At 70.0% G+C, this 17,037-nt stretch carries 12 protein-coding genes; 8 read left to right on the forward strand and 4 right to left on the reverse strand.

Annotation, left to right across the window (positions count from 1 at the left end):
• The first annotated feature begins 54 nt into the window (after nt 1-54).
• Entirely contained in the window at nt 55-714 is a 660-nt protein-coding gene (locus QF027_RS42290; protein ID WP_307080706.1) for a GntR family transcriptional regulator, read from the forward strand.
• A gap of 127 nt (nt 715-841) precedes the next feature.
• Nucleotides 842-2,197, forward strand: a complete 1,356-nt coding sequence (locus QF027_RS42295; RefSeq protein ID WP_307080708.1) for an alpha/beta hydrolase — start codon at nt 842-844, stop codon at nt 2,195-2,197.
• On the opposite strand, the gene QF027_RS42300 is transcribed toward QF027_RS42295, so the two are convergent.
• The 3 genes from QF027_RS42300 to QF027_RS42310 form a co-directional block, all read right to left on the reverse strand.
• Entirely contained in the window at nt 2,186-3,670 is a 1,485-nt protein-coding gene (locus QF027_RS42300; protein ID WP_307080709.1) for a family 43 glycosylhydrolase, read from the reverse strand. The genes QF027_RS42295 and QF027_RS42300 overlap by 12 nt on opposite strands.
• Nucleotides 3,667-6,957 (reverse strand): discoidin domain-containing protein, encoded by a 3,291-nt coding sequence (locus QF027_RS42305; protein WP_307080711.1) that lies wholly within the window; start codon nt 6,955-6,957, stop codon nt 3,667-3,669. Before QF027_RS42305 ends, QF027_RS42300 begins: the two co-directional genes overlap by 4 nt.
• 108 nt (nt 6,958-7,065) lie before the next feature.
• Nucleotides 7,066-8,094, reverse strand: a complete 1,029-nt coding sequence (locus QF027_RS42310) for a LacI family DNA-binding transcriptional regulator (protein WP_307080713.1) — start codon at nt 8,092-8,094, stop codon at nt 7,066-7,068.
• Nucleotides 8,095-8,267: 173 nt separating this feature from the next.
• Here QF027_RS42310 and QF027_RS42315 point away from each other — a divergent pair, with 173 nt between their 5' ends.
• The 5 genes from QF027_RS42315 to QF027_RS42335 all read left to right on the forward strand — a co-directional run bounded on the left by QF027_RS42315 (nt 8,268) and on the right by QF027_RS42335 (nt 15,599).
• Nucleotides 8,268-9,581, forward strand: a complete 1,314-nt coding sequence (locus QF027_RS42315; RefSeq protein ID WP_307080716.1) for an ABC transporter substrate-binding protein — start codon at nt 8,268-8,270, stop codon at nt 9,579-9,581.
• 32 nt (nt 9,582-9,613) lie between these two features.
• Entirely contained in the window at nt 9,614-10,570 is a 957-nt protein-coding gene (locus QF027_RS42320; protein ID WP_307080718.1) for a carbohydrate ABC transporter permease, read from the forward strand.
• Nucleotides 10,571-11,086: 516 nt separating this feature from the next.
• Complete coding sequence (locus QF027_RS42325) at nt 11,087-11,407, forward strand: carbohydrate ABC transporter permease (RefSeq protein WP_307082685.1); 321 nt, start codon at nt 11,087-11,089, stop codon at nt 11,405-11,407.
• A 4-nt stretch (nt 11,408-11,411) separates the two neighbouring features.
• A complete protein-coding gene (locus QF027_RS42330) occupies nt 11,412-13,289 on the forward strand; it encodes a glycoside hydrolase family 127 protein (RefSeq protein ID WP_307080719.1) in 1,878 nt (625 codons plus the stop codon).
• A 201-nt stretch (nt 13,290-13,490) separates the two neighbouring features.
• A complete protein-coding gene (locus QF027_RS42335; protein ID WP_307080721.1) occupies nt 13,491-15,599 on the forward strand; it encodes a beta-L-arabinofuranosidase domain-containing protein in 2,109 nt (702 codons plus the stop codon).
• Here the strand turns inward: QF027_RS42335 and QF027_RS42340 are convergent.
• Nucleotides 15,589-16,644, reverse strand: a complete 1,056-nt coding sequence (locus QF027_RS42340) for a glycoside hydrolase family 43 protein (RefSeq protein WP_307082687.1) — start codon at nt 16,642-16,644, stop codon at nt 15,589-15,591. The genes QF027_RS42335 and QF027_RS42340 overlap by 11 nt on opposite strands.
• Nucleotides 16,645-16,750: 106 nt before the next feature.
• Here QF027_RS42340 and QF027_RS42350 point away from each other — a divergent pair, with 106 nt between their 5' ends.
• Nucleotides 16,751-16,915, forward strand: a complete 165-nt coding sequence (locus QF027_RS42350) for a hypothetical protein (RefSeq protein WP_306986857.1) — start codon at nt 16,751-16,753, stop codon at nt 16,913-16,915.
• The last annotated feature ends 122 nt before the right edge of the window (nt 16,916-17,037 follow it).

Here is a 17,037-nt window from a genome sequence, read left to right on the forward strand (position 1 = left end):
ATCAGCCTCTGCGGTAAGGTATGGGAGCTCGCCGCACAGGTCAAGGGGGCATCCATGCAGCAGGTCGCGACCCAGCTCGAGGAGCTGTCGCTCGCGGAGCGCGCCTACCGCGCCATCCGGGACCGGCTCGTCATGCTCGAGATCCGCCCCGGCGCGCCGATCAACGAGGAGCAGCTGGGGCAGTCCCTCGGCGTCGGACGCACGCCCGTGCGCGAGGCGCTCAAACGGCTCCAGTACGAACGCCTGATCACGACCTACCCCCGTCGCGGCACCTTCGCCACCGAGGTGAACATCACCGACCTGGCGCACATCTCCGAGGTGCGCCAGGAACTGGAACCCCTGGCCGCGGCGCAGGCCGCGCGGCGCGCCACGGCCGCCGACCGGGCCGACCTGACGGCCCTGCGGCGGGAACTCGAAACCGCCGGGACTCCCGGGCGGGACTCCGGCCAGCTCATGCACCTGGACCTCCAGGTCCACCGCGCCATCTACACCGCCACGCACAACCCCTACCTGGAGGACACCCTCGTCCGCCACGACAATCTGGCCACCCGCATCTGGTGCCTGTTCGTGGACCGGCTCGCCGACATGGCCGGCCATGTCGAGGAGCACGGACCGCTGATCGAGGCGATCGTCTCCGGCGACGCCGACACGGCGGCGCGGCTCGCCCGCAGCCACGTCGCGGGTTTCGAACAGGCGATCCGCGAGGCGATCTGAGACCGGCGGGCCGGGGCCCCTCCGGGGCTGATCAGGTGCGCGGCCGATTCCGGGTGCGGGCACGTCAGGTTGGGGGCGTACGTTGTCATCCGGCGTCTGTGGGCGGTCAGTTGAGAGGACGACGGAAGTGACGGGAAGTCTGTCTCGTAGGGCGGTGCTGGGCGGTATGGCCGGTGGCGCCGCCCTGTTGGCGGCGGGAGCCGGGTCGGCCGCGGCCGCCGGACCGGTCCGGGAGCCGTATGTCCCGCTGACCGTGGGCGACGGGGGCGGCCCGGTGGGGACGGACCGCGTCCATGTGCTGAAGGTCGGCCCCGACACGGCCCGTACGGTGCTGGTGATGGTTCCGGGGATGTTCGGGGCGGCGAACGACTTCCGGTGGGCGGCCCGGGACCTGGTCGCGGCCGTGCCGGGAGTGCAGGTGTGGGCGTTCGACCGGCGGGAGGAGAACCTCGCCGATCGTTCGGGCTTCCGCACCGCCGACCCGGCCGCGTACTACCTGGACGGTCACTACCGTGCGCAGGACCCCGCGGCCTCCGCCTTCGCCGCCGGGTGGGGCCTGTCCCGCACGCTGGAGGATCTGCGCGCGGTCGTACGGGCCGCCGCCCGGGGCGGTCGGCGGGTGGTGCTCGGAGGCCACTCATGGGGAGCGACCACCGCCATGGCCTACGCCGCCTGGGACTTCGACGGCTGCCCCGGGTACCGGGACGTGGCTGCCCTGGTGCTGGTCGACGGCGGAGTGCGTGGTGCGTTCGACGGGACGGGAGAGCCGGTCGCCGACTCGCCGGAGCAGGTGAAGGAGCGGCTGGCGGCCATCGAGGACGGCGCGGTCTTCGACATGACCCTGAGCGCCGTGGGACTGGGTGACCGGGCGGAGAGCACCCAGATCTGGTACCAGCTCGCGGGCTGGTACGCCCATCGCGACCCGGACGGCCCCTCGGTCCTGCAGCCCCGTATGCCCGACGCCCTGCGGCCGCCGGTCCCGGTCACCAACGCGGGCCTGCTGGGCACCCTGGTGGACGCCGGCGCCGGCTGGCCGAACGACATCAGCGTGCACTCGGGACATCTGGCCGACAGCGGTGAACCGCGCGGCTGGGTCGACGACGGCATCACCCCCATCGGCCGGGTCGCCACCGCGTACGCGGGCGGCCCCGAACCGGCCGTATGGGAGTGGTACTGGCCGGCCCGGCTGTCGGTCGACCTCGATGTCACCGACCCCTACGCCGACACCGACACGGCCCGCTCTCTGGGCCTGCGGCTGAAGCACGCCGGAGGCCTGGACGTCCCGCTGTACGCCTTCCAGACGAGCTACGCCAGGGGAACGATCGTCTCGGCGGCCCGTGAGGTCGTGGCCGACTCGCGCATCCCGTACGCGACGTACGAGACGGACAACGGGATGAACCATCTCGACCCGTTGTTCGCCGCCCCGCAGCACAACACGTTCACCCGCACCCTCGCACTTTTCCTCACCGGACTACTCCCCTGAGGGCGCGGTCAGTGTGACCCCGAGCGCCACCGGGGTGCCGAAGTTCGGAGTGCCGTCGGCGTTCCAGGTGAACTTCTGCGCCCGGGTGGTGCGGTTCATGTCGCAGCCGCCGCTCGCGGAGTTGTTGGCGTGGTAGACGATCCAGTCCTCGGTGCCGTCGGGCGACGTGAAGAAGCCGTTGTGGCCGGGGCCGTACACACCGTTAGCGTTGGACCGCTGGAAGACCGGGTCCGGCGACTTGACCCACGAGGAGGAGCTGAGCGGATCACCGCCGTTGTAGGTGAGCATCCCCAGCTTGTAGTCGGGCGTGGAGCAGTGGCTGGCCGAGTAGACGATGAACGTCCTGCCGCCCCGCTGGAGCACCTCGGCCCCCTCGTTGACCGCGCCGCCCACCGTCTCCCAGCTGTAGGTGGGCGTGGACAGCACACGCCGGGTGCCGCTCGCGGTCCAGGGGTTGGACAGCGGCCGGATGAACATCGGCTGCGAACCGTTGTAGAAGGTGCCCAACAGATAGAGCTTCCCGTCGAGTTGGAGGATGCTCGGGTCCAGTTCCCAGGTGTTGTCCTGGGTGGGGTCGAGCAGGTCGGCCTTGAAGCTGTAGGGGCCCATGGGGTCCAGCCCGGCGCTCTCCAGCACATGGATGCGCTGGGTGCCGAGGTCGTACGGCTCGCGCCCGGCCGTGTAGTAGAAGTACCACCGCTTCCCGTTGGGTCCGTCGAGCAGGTGGAACTCCGGAGCCCACATCGTGCCCGCCCCGTTGGGCCGGGTCAGGTTGAAGATCACCTGGTCGGAGGCGGTGGCGAGCCCGGCGAGGGTGCTCGCCCTGCGCATGGTGACCGTGGAGTTCCAGGTCGTGGTGGCGAGGTAGTAGGAACCGTCGTAGTACGTCAGCCAGGGGTCGGGCCCGTGCTGGGAGAGCGGGTTGGTGAAGGTGCCCGGGGCGGTGCCGCCGCCGGTGAAGGCGGGCAGTCGCCACACCCGGCCGCCGCTTGTGGCGCACGGCAGTTGGACCAGGTTGGTGTTCGAGGCCGACGAACCACCGCTCGGCGCGACGCACTTGCCGGAGTCGACGGACACCAGGTTGAAGGTCTTGTCGGTACCCGCGACCGTCACCGGGACGAGCCGCCACTGCTGGTTCGTCCCGCCGTGGCAGGGCCACTGGATGATCGCCGCATTGTCCGACGTGGAGGCGCCGTTGACGTCGACGCACTGCCCGGAGCGGGTGGTGATCGTGTACGTGTCGCTCGTACCGGAGACGGGTGTGTAGACGAGGTTCTGGTCGGCGCCCGACGAGCAGGTGAACGCCCGGAGTTGAGCACCCGCCGTCGTCGAACCCCCGGGTAGATCCAGGCAGTTGCCGCCGCTCTGGTTCACCCCTGTCGAGGTGAAGGTGGTGGCGGCGGACGCGGGCGGTGCGACGAGCAGGGCCGTTGCCAGAACGAGCAGGGCCAGGAGGATTCTGGATCTGGTCACGGGCCGTACACCTTCGCTTCGAGGAGGCCGACGGAGTTCGTGCCGTTGCTCGTGAGCAGCACGCGTAGCCGGGTGGTGTCGGTGGGGGTGAAGGTGACGCTGTTGTACTGGTTCTTGGCCAGCGGATAGCCGCTCGCCCCGGGCACGTCGACGTAGGCGCTGCCGTTCCAGTACTGGAGCTTCCAGGCGGCGGGCATGTCGATGCCCTGGTCGTCGTCGAAGAAGTACACCTCAGCCCTCTTCAGGGTCTTCGCTGTCGGCCAGGTCAGCTCGGCCCACTGCTGGCCCGTCTCCGGCCAGGTGCCCCAGCGCGGGTTGACGGTGTCATTGGACGAGGGCGGATCGATGCCGTCGTTGACCGCGGCGACACTCTCCCAGGAGGAGGTGTACGAGGCCGAAGCCGTCGCCGAGGGTGCCTGGTTGGCAGGTGGCTGGGCCCCGCCCCGGTTGAACACCTTGACCTCGGTCAGGCCCGTCCTGGCACCGGACGCGTTGGTGGCCAGGATGCGGACCCGCTGGGCGTTGATCGCCGGGAACCTCACCAGGTTGTAGTTGGCGCGCGGTGCCGCCGGACTCTTCGTCTGGCTCGGGGCGTCCACCCATGAAATGCCGTTGTAGTACTGGACGGTGTACGCCGACGGTGCTCGGTAGGCCGTACTCGCCGGGCGGCTGTCCTTGAAGTACAGGCGCACCTCGTTGAGCGTGCGGGCCGTGCCGAAATTGAGCTCGTACCAGTCCTGGGCGGCCGATCCGCCGGCGCCCCAGAACGGTTCGTTGGTGGGGTAGCCGTCGACCGCTCCGCCCACCGTGCTGCCGGAGCCGGTGGAGGAGGCGGACACGGTCGCCTCGGCGGCGAGGTCGGTCAGGTCGGCGGTGAGGTCGACGCCGGCCTTGGCGAGCATGTCGACCATGCGCGGGCTGTCCTGCACGACCTGGTTCGGCGCCTTGAGCCCGGCGACGGCCGTGTGGTGGGTGACCGTGCCGCTCGTGGTGACGTCGCCGGTGGCCGGATCCCAGGTGAAGGGCACCAGCGAGCCGACCGTGGCGACCCGGTTGCCGTTGACGTAGATCGAGTAGCCCTCCGGGATGCCCGGGTAGCGCACCACACCGTCGGCCGGGTCGTCCCAGACGATCGACAGGTCGGCGCCCCGGTAACGGAGGTTGTTGACCGTGAAGTGGTCCCAGCCGATGTCGATGGGGGAGAGCTCCACCTTGGCGTCGTTGCGCGGCCGCAGCCCCGCCACGTCCTCGATCACGGTCCAGTTGCTGCTGCCGAGGATGTTGTGGTGGATCCAGGAACGGTAGGTGATCGCGCTGCCGTTCCAGTCCGCCCAGAACTCGTTGGCGTCGGGCCACCGGGTGTCGCCGCCGACGTACTGGGCCCAGGCGTTCCAGTAGAGGAGCTTCTTGTAGTCCGTCGCCTTCGTCCAGGAGTTGGGATAGTTGCGCAGCACCGAGGAGTAGAGCCGGAACTGGACGGTGGAGTTGATCGTCGAGAAGTTGTTGGAGCCGGGCTCGCCCGCGTCGGCGGCCGCCTTCTTGTCGACCTGGTTGGCCGTGTAGAAGGGAAAGACCGGGTACTGGGCGGGGTCGTCGTAGAGGCGCAACGCCTGCTTGTAGGTGGCGGTGTCGGGGACCGCCCCGACCGAGAACGGGTAGTAGTTGTTGATCTCCTTCCAGGGCACCCACTCGTTGGTCGACTTCAACCGGTGCTCGAACAGCTGCCGGTCGGGGTTCCAGAGCACGTTGACGATGGCGTCCTTGATCTGGTTCGCCAGCGTGCGCATCTCCGTCGCCTTGGCCGTGTTGCCGGTCGCCTGGTAGGCCTGCGCGGCGGCGAGAGCCCCGCTGTACTGGTAGGCGGACTCGGCGCGGTCCATGTTTCCGGGCTTCCAGTGGAAGGAGACCGCGTCGGCGTCGTTGCCGGTCAGGGCGCCCCAGTCGTACTCGATCAGCTTGTTGTTGTCGTGGTCGTAGTAGGCGAGCTGTCCCTTCACGTCGTCCTCGGCGTAATGGGCGAGCTGACCTGCGATCGCCGGCTGGCCGCCGTGGATCTGGTAGCTCTTCCAGGCCGCCTCCGCTATGTACTGGGTGTAGCTGTTCGACCAGTTCGCCGGATCGCCCGGGTTGTCGAGGAAGCGCCCGCCCTTGGACACCTGGCCGACGCTCAGCCAGTCCCCGTACGCATAGGCCGGGTTGCGCAGGTACTTGAGGTCGTCGATGTGCATCGGCTGGGTCAGCGCGATCGCGTTGTTGTAGCCGAGGACACCCTCGGTGGAGGTCGGGAACTGGAACGTCTGCCCGGGGATGTCGGCGTCGAGGTTGTTGAAGCGCATCAGCCACCAGCGGTAGTAGATGTTCTTCTTGATCGCCGGCTCGGGTACGTCGATGTAGGGCACGTTCTGCGCCCACCACAGGTTGTAGGCCCGGACGTGGGTCGCGAAGGCGGTCGCGGGGGAGTAGCCCGCGTAGGCCTGGTACTCGCTGAGCGACTCGGGAATCTCGTCGGTGACGAAGCCCATGACCACCTTGGCGGTCACCGTGGCCCCGGCCGCGATCGTCACCGACCGGTTGAGGCCGCCGCCGGACGCGCTGAAACCGTCGCCGGTGAGCCGGGGCCGGACGGTGGTGAGGTTGTTGTAGGCGTTGACCTGGCCGGTCAGTTCGCTGCCGGTGCCCGTGGTGGCGTACGGCGAAGTCGCCCGCAACTGCAGGGTGGTCGAGCTGCTGCCGTTGTTCTTGATCGACAGGTTCGTCACGGCGACGTTGTTGTCGGTGATGAACTTGGTCTGCTCGACCGAGACCGAGCCGCTGGTGTGGACGCTCTTCCAGTGGCTGGGTGTCTGACGGCGCTGGGAGACCTGTTCGGTGAAGGTGCCCGGAGTGATCGCGACCGTGTAGGCGCTGTTGTCGTTGATGCTCTCCCAGTAGGCGACCTTGCCGGCGAACCCGAGCCGGGCGGGGTCGTGCTCCTTCATGAAGAGGGCCCGTCCGCGGCTCATCAGCCAGGGTCCCGCCGGGTCGTCGCCGGTGCGGGCCAGCAGCCGGTCCATCCAGAAGTCGGTGCCCGAGCTCTCCGCGTCGTAGATGGCCCGCATCATGTCGCCGGTGGTCTGGGCGACGGGCGGGGCCGGGATCGCGGGCCCGGTGAAGGTGGGGAACCCGATGGTCTGCGCGGCATGGGCGGGTGCCGTGAGGGAGAGGGAACACAGGAGGAGCGCCAGGATCACGAGGAGGCGCTGGGGGACGGTCCCGGTTCGCCTTCGCGGCGGAGTTCGTCTTCGCATCGGATGCTCCCCTTTGCTGAAACGACCTAAAAGGTTTTCGCAACGTAGGAGCGAGCTGATGGAGTGTCAAGAGAGGTCGCTGATGACCGAGTTCGGCAACCGCATGGTTCAGGACAGGTGAGCCGTGGACCCCCGGATCACGACCCGGCACGGCAGCGTCTCCACCCCCGAGCGGGGAATGCCGTCGATCGCCCCGAACAGTGCCTGCGCGGCCGCCCGTCCGACCTGCTCCAGATTCATGTCGACGCTCGTCAGCGGCGGCCGGGAGGCCGAGGTCAGAACCTGCCAGTTGTCGAAGCCCATGACCGCCACGTCCTCCGGCACCCGGTGGCCGCGCTCCCGCAGGATCTCGATGACCCCGCGAGCGATCTGGTCGCTGCCGCACAGCACCGCGTCCACGTCGGCGTGCCGCTCCAGCAGCATCGCGGTGGCCGCCCGCCCCCACCCCTCCGACCACTCCGCGAAGCGCGGTTCCCCGACGAAGTCGAGCCCCGCGCCCGCGAGCGCCTCCCGGGCACCGTCCGCCCGGTCCCGCGCGGCGAGATAGCCCGGGTCGCCGGTGATGTGCGCGATCCGGGTGCGCCCGCAGGCCAGCAGGTGCTCCACCGCGATCCGGCCCGCATCCACGTTGTCGGGCACGATCGACAGATCCGCCGGGTCGTCGGAGGGGGCGTACGCGTACACGACGGGAACGGGCAGGTCACGGCCCAGGGAGGGGCGTGGATCGGTCCGGCTGCCCACCACGATCAGCCCGTCGACCCGGCGCCCGAGCAGCGCGCGCACATGGTGCTGCTCACGGATCGCGTCACCGCGCGCGTCGCACAGGAATACCGCGACCTCGCCCGCGCCGAACGCGTCCTCGGCGCCCATGAGGATCGGGATGCTGAACCTGCCCTCCAGGTCGCTGGTGAGCAGTCCGACGGTGCCGGTCCGCCCGGCGAGCAGTCCCCGGGCCAGCTGGTTGGGCCGGAACGACAGCCGCTCGGCCGCCTCGATCACCCGCTGCCGGGTCTCGGCGCGCACCTGGCTGCGGCCGTTGAGGGCCTTGGACGCCGTGGCCACCGAGACGCCGGCGAGCCTGGCGACGTCGGTGAGGGTGGCGGTGTGCGAACGAGCGGGGCCGGGGGCGGGTGTCATGCGGGGTCTCCTGTCTCGCGTCGCGCACTCTCAACCGTACGCGAGAATTTTCGCTCGCCCACCTGAACTCGTTGTTCTGCGCGGGGGATTGACGGGCAGTGAGCTCGGTTCTAGCTTGACGAAAGCCTTTTCGGCTCGTTTCTTCCGGGTGCTCGTCACGTAGGGGGATCGTCATGGGGAGCCCGTTCGGATCGCGTGGACCCGTCCGCCGACTCGTCACCGCCGCAGTCGCCCTGGTCGCCACGGTCGGCCTGGCCACGGCCTGCGGATCGGGGGACGACGACTCGGGCGGCGGGGGAGGGGGTACAGCGGACGCGAAGGGGGTCGACGACGGCGCCACGCTGACCATGTGGACCCGCGCGGCGACCCGCCCGCAGAGCGAGGCCCTGGTCAAGGCGTACAACGCCCATCACAAGAACAAGGTCGAACTGACCGTCGTCCCCACCGACGACTACCAGGCCAAGGTCGGCGCGGCCGCCGGTTCCAAGGACCTCCCCGACCTGTTCGCCTCCGACGTGGTGTTCGTCCCGAACTACACCTCCAGCGGGCTCTTCGCCGACCTCACCGACCACATCGACGCCCTGCCCTTCGCGGACGACCTCGCCCAGTCGCACATCAAGGCCGGCACGTACGACGGCAAGAAGTACGTCGTCCCGCACACCCTCGACCTCTCGGTGCTCTTCTACAACAAGGACCTCTACCGCCGGGCGAAGCTCGACCCGGACAAGCCGCCCACCACGCTGGCCGAATGGGACCAACAGGCGCGGGCCGTCGACAAGTTGGGCGGTGGCGTCAGCGGCACCTTCTTCGGCGGCAACTGCGGCGGCTGCGGTGTCTTCACGTGGTGGCCGTCGATCTGGGCCGCCGGCGAGGACGTGATGAACGAGGAGGGCACCGAGGCCCTCCTGGCCTCCGACACCGCCGAGAAGGTCTACGACACCTACCGCGGCTGGGTCCAGGACGACATCGTGGCCCCCGGCGCCCGCGACGAGACCGGTGTGACCTGGACCGGTGTCTTCCCGAAGGGCAAGGTCGGCGTGATGCCCATGCCGTCGACGACCCTGGGCCTGATGCCCAAGGACCTCGACCTCGGTGTCGCCCCCATCCCCGGGCCCGACGGCGGCCAGTCCACCTTCGTCGGCGGGGACGCCATCGGCATCTCCGCCACCAGCGACAAGACCGACCAGGCCTGGAACTTCCTCGCCTGGTCCGTGGGCGACGAGGCACAGGTCGACGTGGTCGCCGCGCACAAGGACGTGGTGGCCCGCACCGACCTCGCGTCCAACAAGTACTCCAAGGCCGACCCGCGCCTGGTCACCATCAACCAGCTGGTGGCGGACGGCCGTACCCCGTACGCCCTGAAGTTCGGCCAGACCTTCAACGACCCCAACGGCCCCTGGCTGACGCTGATGCGCGACGCCGTCTTCGGTGACGCGGCGAAGGTCGAGAAGGACAACGAGGCCGTCACCGCCTCACTGACCGACTGAGCATGCCGCAGGGGCTACGGCTGAGGAGAGACATGCAGGTGAAGGCACCGGACCGGGCGGCAACCGCCGAGCACCCGGTCCGGACGGCCGCCCCACACCGGCGCCGCAGGATCCTCCGGCACTCCCGCACCCTCCAAGGCCTCGGATACGCCACCCCGACAGCCGTGTTCGTCGCCGTCCTCTTCGTCCTGCCCCTCCTCCTCGTCGGCCAGATGTCGCTCCACGACTGGCCGTTGCTCGCCGGCGACCGGGGCGGCAACACTCCCGAGAACTACACGGACGTCACCGACAGCACCCTGTTCTGGCCAGCGGTCCGCTTCACACTCCTCTACACGGGGATCGTCACCGTCGTCCTCCTCGGTCTCGCGCTCCTCCTCGCGCTGCTGGTGCAGGAGTCCCGCTCCGGCACCGGCTTCTTCCGCACGGTCTACTTCCTGCCGGGCGCCCTCGGGCTCGCCTCCGCCTCCCTGCTGTTCTGGGGGATGTACAGCCCGACCACCGGCCCCCTCAGCCGCCCCCTGGAGAAGCTCGGCCTGGTCGACGGCCCGGTGTCCTTTCTCGGCACACCGACCTCCGCCCTATTGTCGACGGTGTTCCTCGTCGTCTGGAAGTTCGCCGGCTTCTACATGCTGATCCTGCTCGTCGGCCTCCAGCGCATCCCGCACGAGCTGTACGAGGCGGCGCGCATGGACGGCGCCGGCCGCGGCCAGATCTTCCGCTCCATCACCCTGCCACTGCTGCGGCCCTCTCTCGCCCTGTCCCTGCTGCTGTGCGTGACCGGATCGCTGCTCGCCTTCGACCAGTTCTTCGTCCTGACCAAGGGCGGCCCGGACAACAGCACGGTGACAGTGGTGCAGTTGATCTACCGGGAGGCGTTCCAGCGGCTCGACCTCGGTACCGCGGCGGCCCTTTCGATCATCGTGCTGGCCGCTCTGCTCCTCCTCAACGCCTCGCAGTTCCGCGGTCTGCGGCACGCCGACGAATCATGAAGGGAGACCGCGCCGTGCGCACCCGGGCTCTCGGACAGACTCCGTACTACGTCGTCGCCTCCGGCCTTGCCGTCATCTTCCTCTTCCCGCTGCTCTGGAACACCTGGGCCTCCGTCAGCGCCCAGCCCGGCACCGCCCAGGAGTCCGGTTACGGCTTCGGCAACTACCGCACCCTCCTCGACTACGACGCCGGACTGTGGCGCTACCTCCTCAACTCGACCGTCGTCTCGGCCCTCACGGTCGCGCTCACCGTCGGTGTGTCGCTCCTCGGCGGCTACGCCTTCGCACGGTTCAGCTTCCCCGGCAAGAACCTGCTGTTCCTGCTGACCCTGGCCATCCTCATGGTCCCGTACGCCACCCTCCTGATCCCCCTCTACGTCCTCCTCGGCCGGCTGCACCTCCAGAACTCCCTGATCGGGCTGAGCCTGGTGCTGGCCATGTTCCAACTCCCGTTCGCCACCTTCATGATCGCGGATCTCCTTCGAGGCGGTCCCCCGCGAACTGGAGGAGTCGGCCCTGGTCGACGGCTGCGGCACGGCGGGCGCCCTGCGCCGGGTGCTGCTCCCGGCGGTGCGGCCGGGACTGATCACGGTGGGCCTCTTCGCCTTTCTCGCGGCCTGGAACGACTTCATCGCCCCGCTGATCCTCATCTCCGACAGCGAGAAGGCGCCCCTGCCGCTGGCCGTCGCGAATCTGCGCCAACAGAGCATGGGGGCCGTCGACTACGGCGCCACCGAGGCGGGCGTGGTGGTGCTCGCCGTGCCCTGTCTCCTCGCTTTCCTGCTTCTGCAACGGCACTACGTGCGCGGGTTCATGTCGGGTGCCCTGAAGGGATGACGCGTTGAAGTCGACGTCGAAGACGAACACGGACCGTGTCGTACCGGTCGCACCGAGTCGCGGTCGCCTCCGGCCGCTCGGCCTCGACGAGGTACGGATCACCGGCGGCTTCTGGGCCCGGCGCAGGGAGGCCAACGCCACCGCCACCCTCGACCACTGCCGCGACTGGATGGAACGCGTCGGCTGGACCGCCAACTTCGGCGCACCCGTGGAGCAGCGGCGGGGACGGGAGTTCGCCGACTCCGACGTCTACAAGCTGCTCGAAGCGATGGCCTGGGCAGGCACCGGCTCCGACACGATCACCGAGACGATCGCCACCGCCCAGGAACCCGACGGCTACCTCAACACCGCCTTCGGCCGCCCCGGCCAGCAGCCCCGCTACAGCGACCTCGAATGGGGCCACGAGCTGTACTGCTACGGGCACTTGATCCAGGCGGGCGTGGCGGAGATCCGCACCCGTGGCGAGGGCGAGCTGGCGAAGATCGCCCAGCGGGCCGCCGATCACGTGTGCGCCACCTTCGGCCCCGGCGGCATCGACGGCGTGTGCGGACATCCCGAGATCGAGACCGCCCTGGTCGAACTGGCCCGAGCGACCGGCGAACAGCGCTACCTCGACCAGGCGGCACTGTTCATCGACCGCCGAGGCCGAGGCAGTCTCGCCGACGGCGAGTTCGGCCGCGCCTACTACCAGGACGACCTGCCCGTCCGGCAGGCCCCTGTCCTGCGCGGCCACGCCGTCCGGGCCCTCTACCTCGCGGCCGGCGCTGTAGACGTCGCCGTGGAGACGGGGGACGAGGACCTCCTGGCGGCCGTCGTACGGCAGTGGGAGACCACGGTCGCCCGACGCACCTACCTGACCGGCGGCATGGGCTCCCACCACCGCGACGAGTCCTTCGGCGACGACTTCGTCCTCCCACCCGACCGCGCCTACTCGGAGACATGCGCCGCCGTCGCCTCCGTGATGCTCAGCTGGCGACTCCTCCTCGCCACCGGCGAACCCCGCTTCGCCGACCTCGCCGAACGGACCCTGTTCAACGTCGTGGCGACCTCACCCTCCGAGGACGGCCGCTCCTTCTTCTACGCCAACACCCTGCACCGCCGCCGACGCGGCACCGTCCCGGCGGCGGACGCCGTGAGCCCACGTGCCGAATCGAGCCTGCGTGCCCCCTGGTTCGCGGTGTCCTGCTGCCCGACCAACGTGGCCCGCACCCTGGCCCTGCTGCCCGCGTATCTGGCTTCCGTCGACGACCACGGCATCCAGCTCCACCAGTACGCGGACGCCGAGATCTCCGTCGACCACGTCGCCCTGCGCGTCCGCACCGACTACCCGTCCGACGGGACCGTGACCGTACGGATCACCCGGTCCCCGGACCGTCCATGGACCCTGTCCCTGCGCGTCCCGGCGTGGACGGAGGGGGCCACGGCCCGGCTGGTCGACGCGGACGGAACCCGTCGCACCGTCGTCCCGGGCACGGCGACGGTCACCCGCGTCTTCCGCCCGGGCGACGAGATCCGGCTCGAACTGCCCGTCGCCCCGCGCTGGATCGGGCCGGACCCCCGCATCGACGCGGTGCGCGGCACGGTCGCCGTCCAGCGCGGCCCCCTGGTGTACTGCGCCGAGTCGGTGGACCTGCCGGACGGACGGGAGGTCGACGCCGTGCGGGTGGACATCGCCGCCGAGCCGGTGGACGGTCCGGACGACACGGTCGTGGCGCCGGGTGAACTCGCCGAGCCGCACGACGAGGTGTGGCCGTACCGGCCACCGGACCGGGCCGAGGCGCCCGCCGCCCGGCGGCAGGGGATCGTGCTGGTGCCGTACCACTCCTGGGCGAACCGCGGCCCGTCGACGATGCGTGTGTGGCTGCCGACTACCCGGCGCTGACAAGGACCGGCACGGACGAGGACCGGCACGGACGAGGACCGGCACGGACGAGGACCAGCAGAGACGAGGACCGGCACAGACGAGGACCGGCACAGACGAGGACCGGCACGGACGAGGACCGGCAGAGACGAGGACCGGCACAGACGAGGACCCCCACAGACGACGACCCCCACAGACGAGACCGACGATCGGAGAACCGGCATGTCCCAGCCCCCCACCCGCAGACGCGTGTTGGGCCTGGCCGCTGCGACAGCGGCCGCCGTGCCCCTCGCGCAGATCGCCACCCCGTCCTACGCCGCTGCGGCGCCCGACTGGCCGGTGCAGCCCTTCCCGCTCGGCCAAGTGACCCTCGGCGAGGGCGTGTTCCGCCGCAAGCGCGACCTCATGCTCGACTACGCCCGCTCCTACCCCGCCGACCGCATCCTGGCCGTCTTCCGCGCCAACGCGGGCCTCGACAGCCGGGGCGCCCGGCCGCCCGGCGGCTGGGAGACCGCCGACGGCAACCTGCGCGGCCACTACGGCGGCCACTTCCTGACCCTCGTCGCCCAGGCGTACGCCGGTACCCAGGAGACCGCCCTCAAGGCCAAGCTGGACTACCTGGTCACCGCGCTGGACGAGTGCCGGCAGGCCTTCGCGGAGCACGGCTCACCGAAACCGAGTCATCCGGGCTATCTGGCGGCGTACCCGGAGACGCAGTTCATCCTGCTGGAGAGCTACACGACGTACCCCACGATCTGGGCGCCGTACTACACCTGTCACAAGATCATGCGAGGCCTGCTCGACGCGCACACCCTGGGCGGCAGCCAGCAAGCGCTGCGGATGGCCTCAGCGATGGGCGACTGGGTGCACAGCCGCCTGAGCCGGCTGTCCAAGGCCCAGTTGGAGCGCATGTGGTCGATCTACATCGCCGGTGAGTACGGCGGAATGAACGAGGTGCTGGCCGACCTGTACGCCCTCACCGGACGCCCCGCACACCTCGCGGCCGCCCGCTGCTTCGACAACACCGCCTTACTGGACGCCTGTGCCGAGAACCGGGACATCCTCGACGGGCGGCACGCCAACCAGCACATCCCCCAGTTCACCGGCTACCTCCGGCTGTTCGACCACACCGGTGAGCAGCGGTACGCCGCCGCGGCCCGTAACTTCTGGGGCATGGTCGCAGGCCCCCGCACCTACAGCCTGGGCGGCACAGGACAGGGCGAGATGTTCCGGGCCCGGGGCGCCGTCGCGGCCACCCTGGGCGACAACAACGCCGAGACCTGCGCGACGTACAACATGCTCAAGCTGAGCCGCGGGCTCTTCTTCCACGACCCGGACCCCGCGTACACCGACTACTACGAGCGAGGCCTGACCAACCACATCCTCGCCTCCCGCCGGGACGCTGCCAGTACGAGCAGCCCGGAGGCCACCTACTTCGTCGGGATGGGCCCCGGGGTGGTGCGCGCGTACGACAACACCGGAACCTGCTGCGGCGGCACCGGCATGGAGAACCACACCAAGTACCAGGACTCGATCTACTTCCGCTCCGCCGACGGCACCGCCCTGTACGTCAACCTCCACGTCGCCTCGACCCTGCGCTGGCCGGAACGCGGGCTCGTCGTCGAGCAGACGAGCGCCTATCCGTACGAGGGCGTGCGCACCCTGACCTTCCGCGAGGGCGGCGGCACACTGGATCTGAAGCTCCGCATCCCCTCCTGGGCCACGACAGGCGTCACCGTCACGGTCAACGGCGTACGGCAGCGGGTCGCGGCGGTGCCGGGCAGCTACCTCACCCTGAACCGGGACTGGCGGACCGGCGACCGGGTCGGTCTCTCGACCCCCTACCGCCTGCGCGTCGAGCGGGCCCCGGACGATCCGACGGTCCAGTCGCTCTTCCACGGCCCGGTCCTGCTGGTCGCTCAGAGCCCGGCCACGACCTTCCGGGAGTTCTCCTTATACAAGGACCTCACACTCCGCGGCGACCTCGCCGACGCGATCCGCCCCGAGGGCCGCCCGCTGCACTTCACCACGCACGGCCTCATCCTCGCCCCCTTCCACCTCGCGGACGACACCCGCTACCACGCCTACTTCAAACGCGTCGAACCGCTCATCCTCTTCGGCCGGACCGACTCGGGCGTCCCGAACCGCGCCCGCGGCGACGGCCTGACCTTCCTCGACGTGCTCTGGGCACAGGCGCCTTTCGCGTCCTCGGGAGTGTTCGTGCAGGCGGTACGCGCTCTTGCCGATACCTGGGCCGTGAAAGGGCTGTTGAGCACCACCGAACGGGACCGGGTGATCACCGCCGCGCAGAACTCGGGCCTCAGGCGCTGATGTCGTCGCCGTCCAGGTCGGTGCACTGCCGCAGCACCCGCAGCTCGTCACCCTCGACCCGCATCTCGTACAGCTTCCCGCGCGCGTTCTCGAAGGGACGGTGAAGGATCATCATCAGCCGGCCGTCGAAGGTCCGGAACAGCATCCCGTGCCCGCTGTCGTCCCGGACCAGCGGCCGGCGCTGCTCCCAGGGGCCGGTCAGCTCACCGGACTTGGAGACGGCGTAGGTCTGCACGTAACCGCCGCTGACGGTGCCGTCCGGCCCGGCCGTGTTCTTCTCGTACGTCGACCACAGCATGAGGAGGGCACCGTCAGGGGTGCGGTGGAGCTGCGGGCCGTCGGTGACGTAGGGCGCGAGCTGGTGCGGTACGCCCGCGGGGATCTGCTCACCGAGCCAGAACGCGTCCGAGCCCTTGAACAGAAAGACGGGTTCGCCGACCGTTCCGGTCAGATCGGGAGCCAACCGGACGGCTTCGATCGTCCCGTCGACGGTTTGCAGCCACTCGTGCGCGTACACCATCCAGGGCTGCCCGGCCGGATCGACGTGGAGCGTGCCGTCGAGGGTCATGAGACGTGCGGGCGGAGTGGGCCCGGACGGGTCGACGGCGGTGAAGGGCCCGAGCAGCGAGTCGGACACGGCGGTGATCGTGCCGCGCGCATGGTTCGGCAGCTGGAAGGGCGTGCCCCACCGCCCGGCCGGCGGCACCGGCAGCACCCGGCCCTCGTCGTGCAGCGTGGTGAACAGGTAGTACCTGCCACCCCACGCGTGCACCTCCGGCGCCCACCCGCCGTCCCGTGCCCAGATCCCCTCCTGCTCGTCCGTCCGGAACACGACGACGGGCCGCGCCCAGTCCCGCAGATCCCGACTGCGGTAGACCATCGTCCCGACGCCCTCCACACCCGACACGGACGGTTCGTTGGAGGTGTAGAGGTAGTACGTCCGCGTCTCGGCATCGGCGACGACGAACGGATCGTGCAACGGCATGTCGGGCAGCCGCAGGGGCTCGGTCTCGGTCACGGCTGCACGATACGTGTCCGTCGTCATCAGCGGGCCGGCGAGGATCTCGTGCGCGGCGACGGCCATGAGCCACTCGTCGGTGTCGGTCACGTCCAGGGTCGCGAGGGGTCGGGCCGTCGGGTGCCACAGGCCCATGGTCGTGGTCCCGGAGACCGTGGTGAGGGCGAGCCGGTGGGCCTGCGGTGACCTCGCCGCACCGGCCGGCCACCCGGTCCTCGACCGCGGGCTGCCGCTGGCGTTCGGCGGCCTCGAACCGCGCCAGGGCGGCGCCCGTCGCCTCCTGCTGTCCGAGGGCTGACCGCGGATCCCGCGACGAGCCCGCTCCGTCGATCCGCTCCTGGAGTTCGTACCGGCGGCTGGTCGCCTCGGCCAGACCCTGCGCCGCTTCGGCGAACTCCACCATGGCGTCCGGGCGTTCGG

Source organism: Streptomyces canus (genome assembly GCF_030816965.1).
Taxonomy (GTDB): domain Bacteria; phylum Actinomycetota; class Actinomycetes; order Streptomycetales; family Streptomycetaceae; genus Streptomyces; species Streptomyces canus_E.

Excerpts from the sequence above, each read along its gene's own strand:
- QF027_RS42290 (WP_307080706.1), top strand. The coding sequence starts at position 55 with ATGCAGCAGGTCGCGACCCAGCTCGAGGAGCTGTCGCTCGCGGAGCGC.
- QF027_RS42305 (WP_307080711.1), bottom strand. The coding sequence starts at position 6,957 with ATGCGAAGACGAACTCCGCCGCGAAGGCGAACCGGGACCGTCCCCCAG.
- QF027_RS42310 (WP_307080713.1), bottom strand. The coding sequence starts at position 8,094 with ATGACACCCGCCCCCGGCCCCGCTCGTTCGCACACCGCCACCCTCACC.
- QF027_RS42315 (WP_307080716.1), top strand. The coding sequence starts at position 8,268 with ATGGGGAGCCCGTTCGGATCGCGTGGACCCGTCCGCCGACTCGTCACC.
- QF027_RS42320 (WP_307080718.1), top strand. The coding sequence starts at position 9,614 with ATGCAGGTGAAGGCACCGGACCGGGCGGCAACCGCCGAGCACCCGGTC.
- QF027_RS42335 (WP_307080721.1), top strand. The coding sequence starts at position 13,491 with ATGTCCCAGCCCCCCACCCGCAGACGCGTGTTGGGCCTGGCCGCTGCG.
- QF027_RS42340 (WP_307082687.1), bottom strand. The coding sequence starts at position 16,644 with ATGACGACGGACACGTATCGTGCAGCCGTGACCGAGACCGAGCCCCTG.
- QF027_RS42350 (WP_306986857.1), top strand. The coding sequence starts at position 16,751 with ATGGTCGTGGTCCCGGAGACCGTGGTGAGGGCGAGCCGGTGGGCCTGC.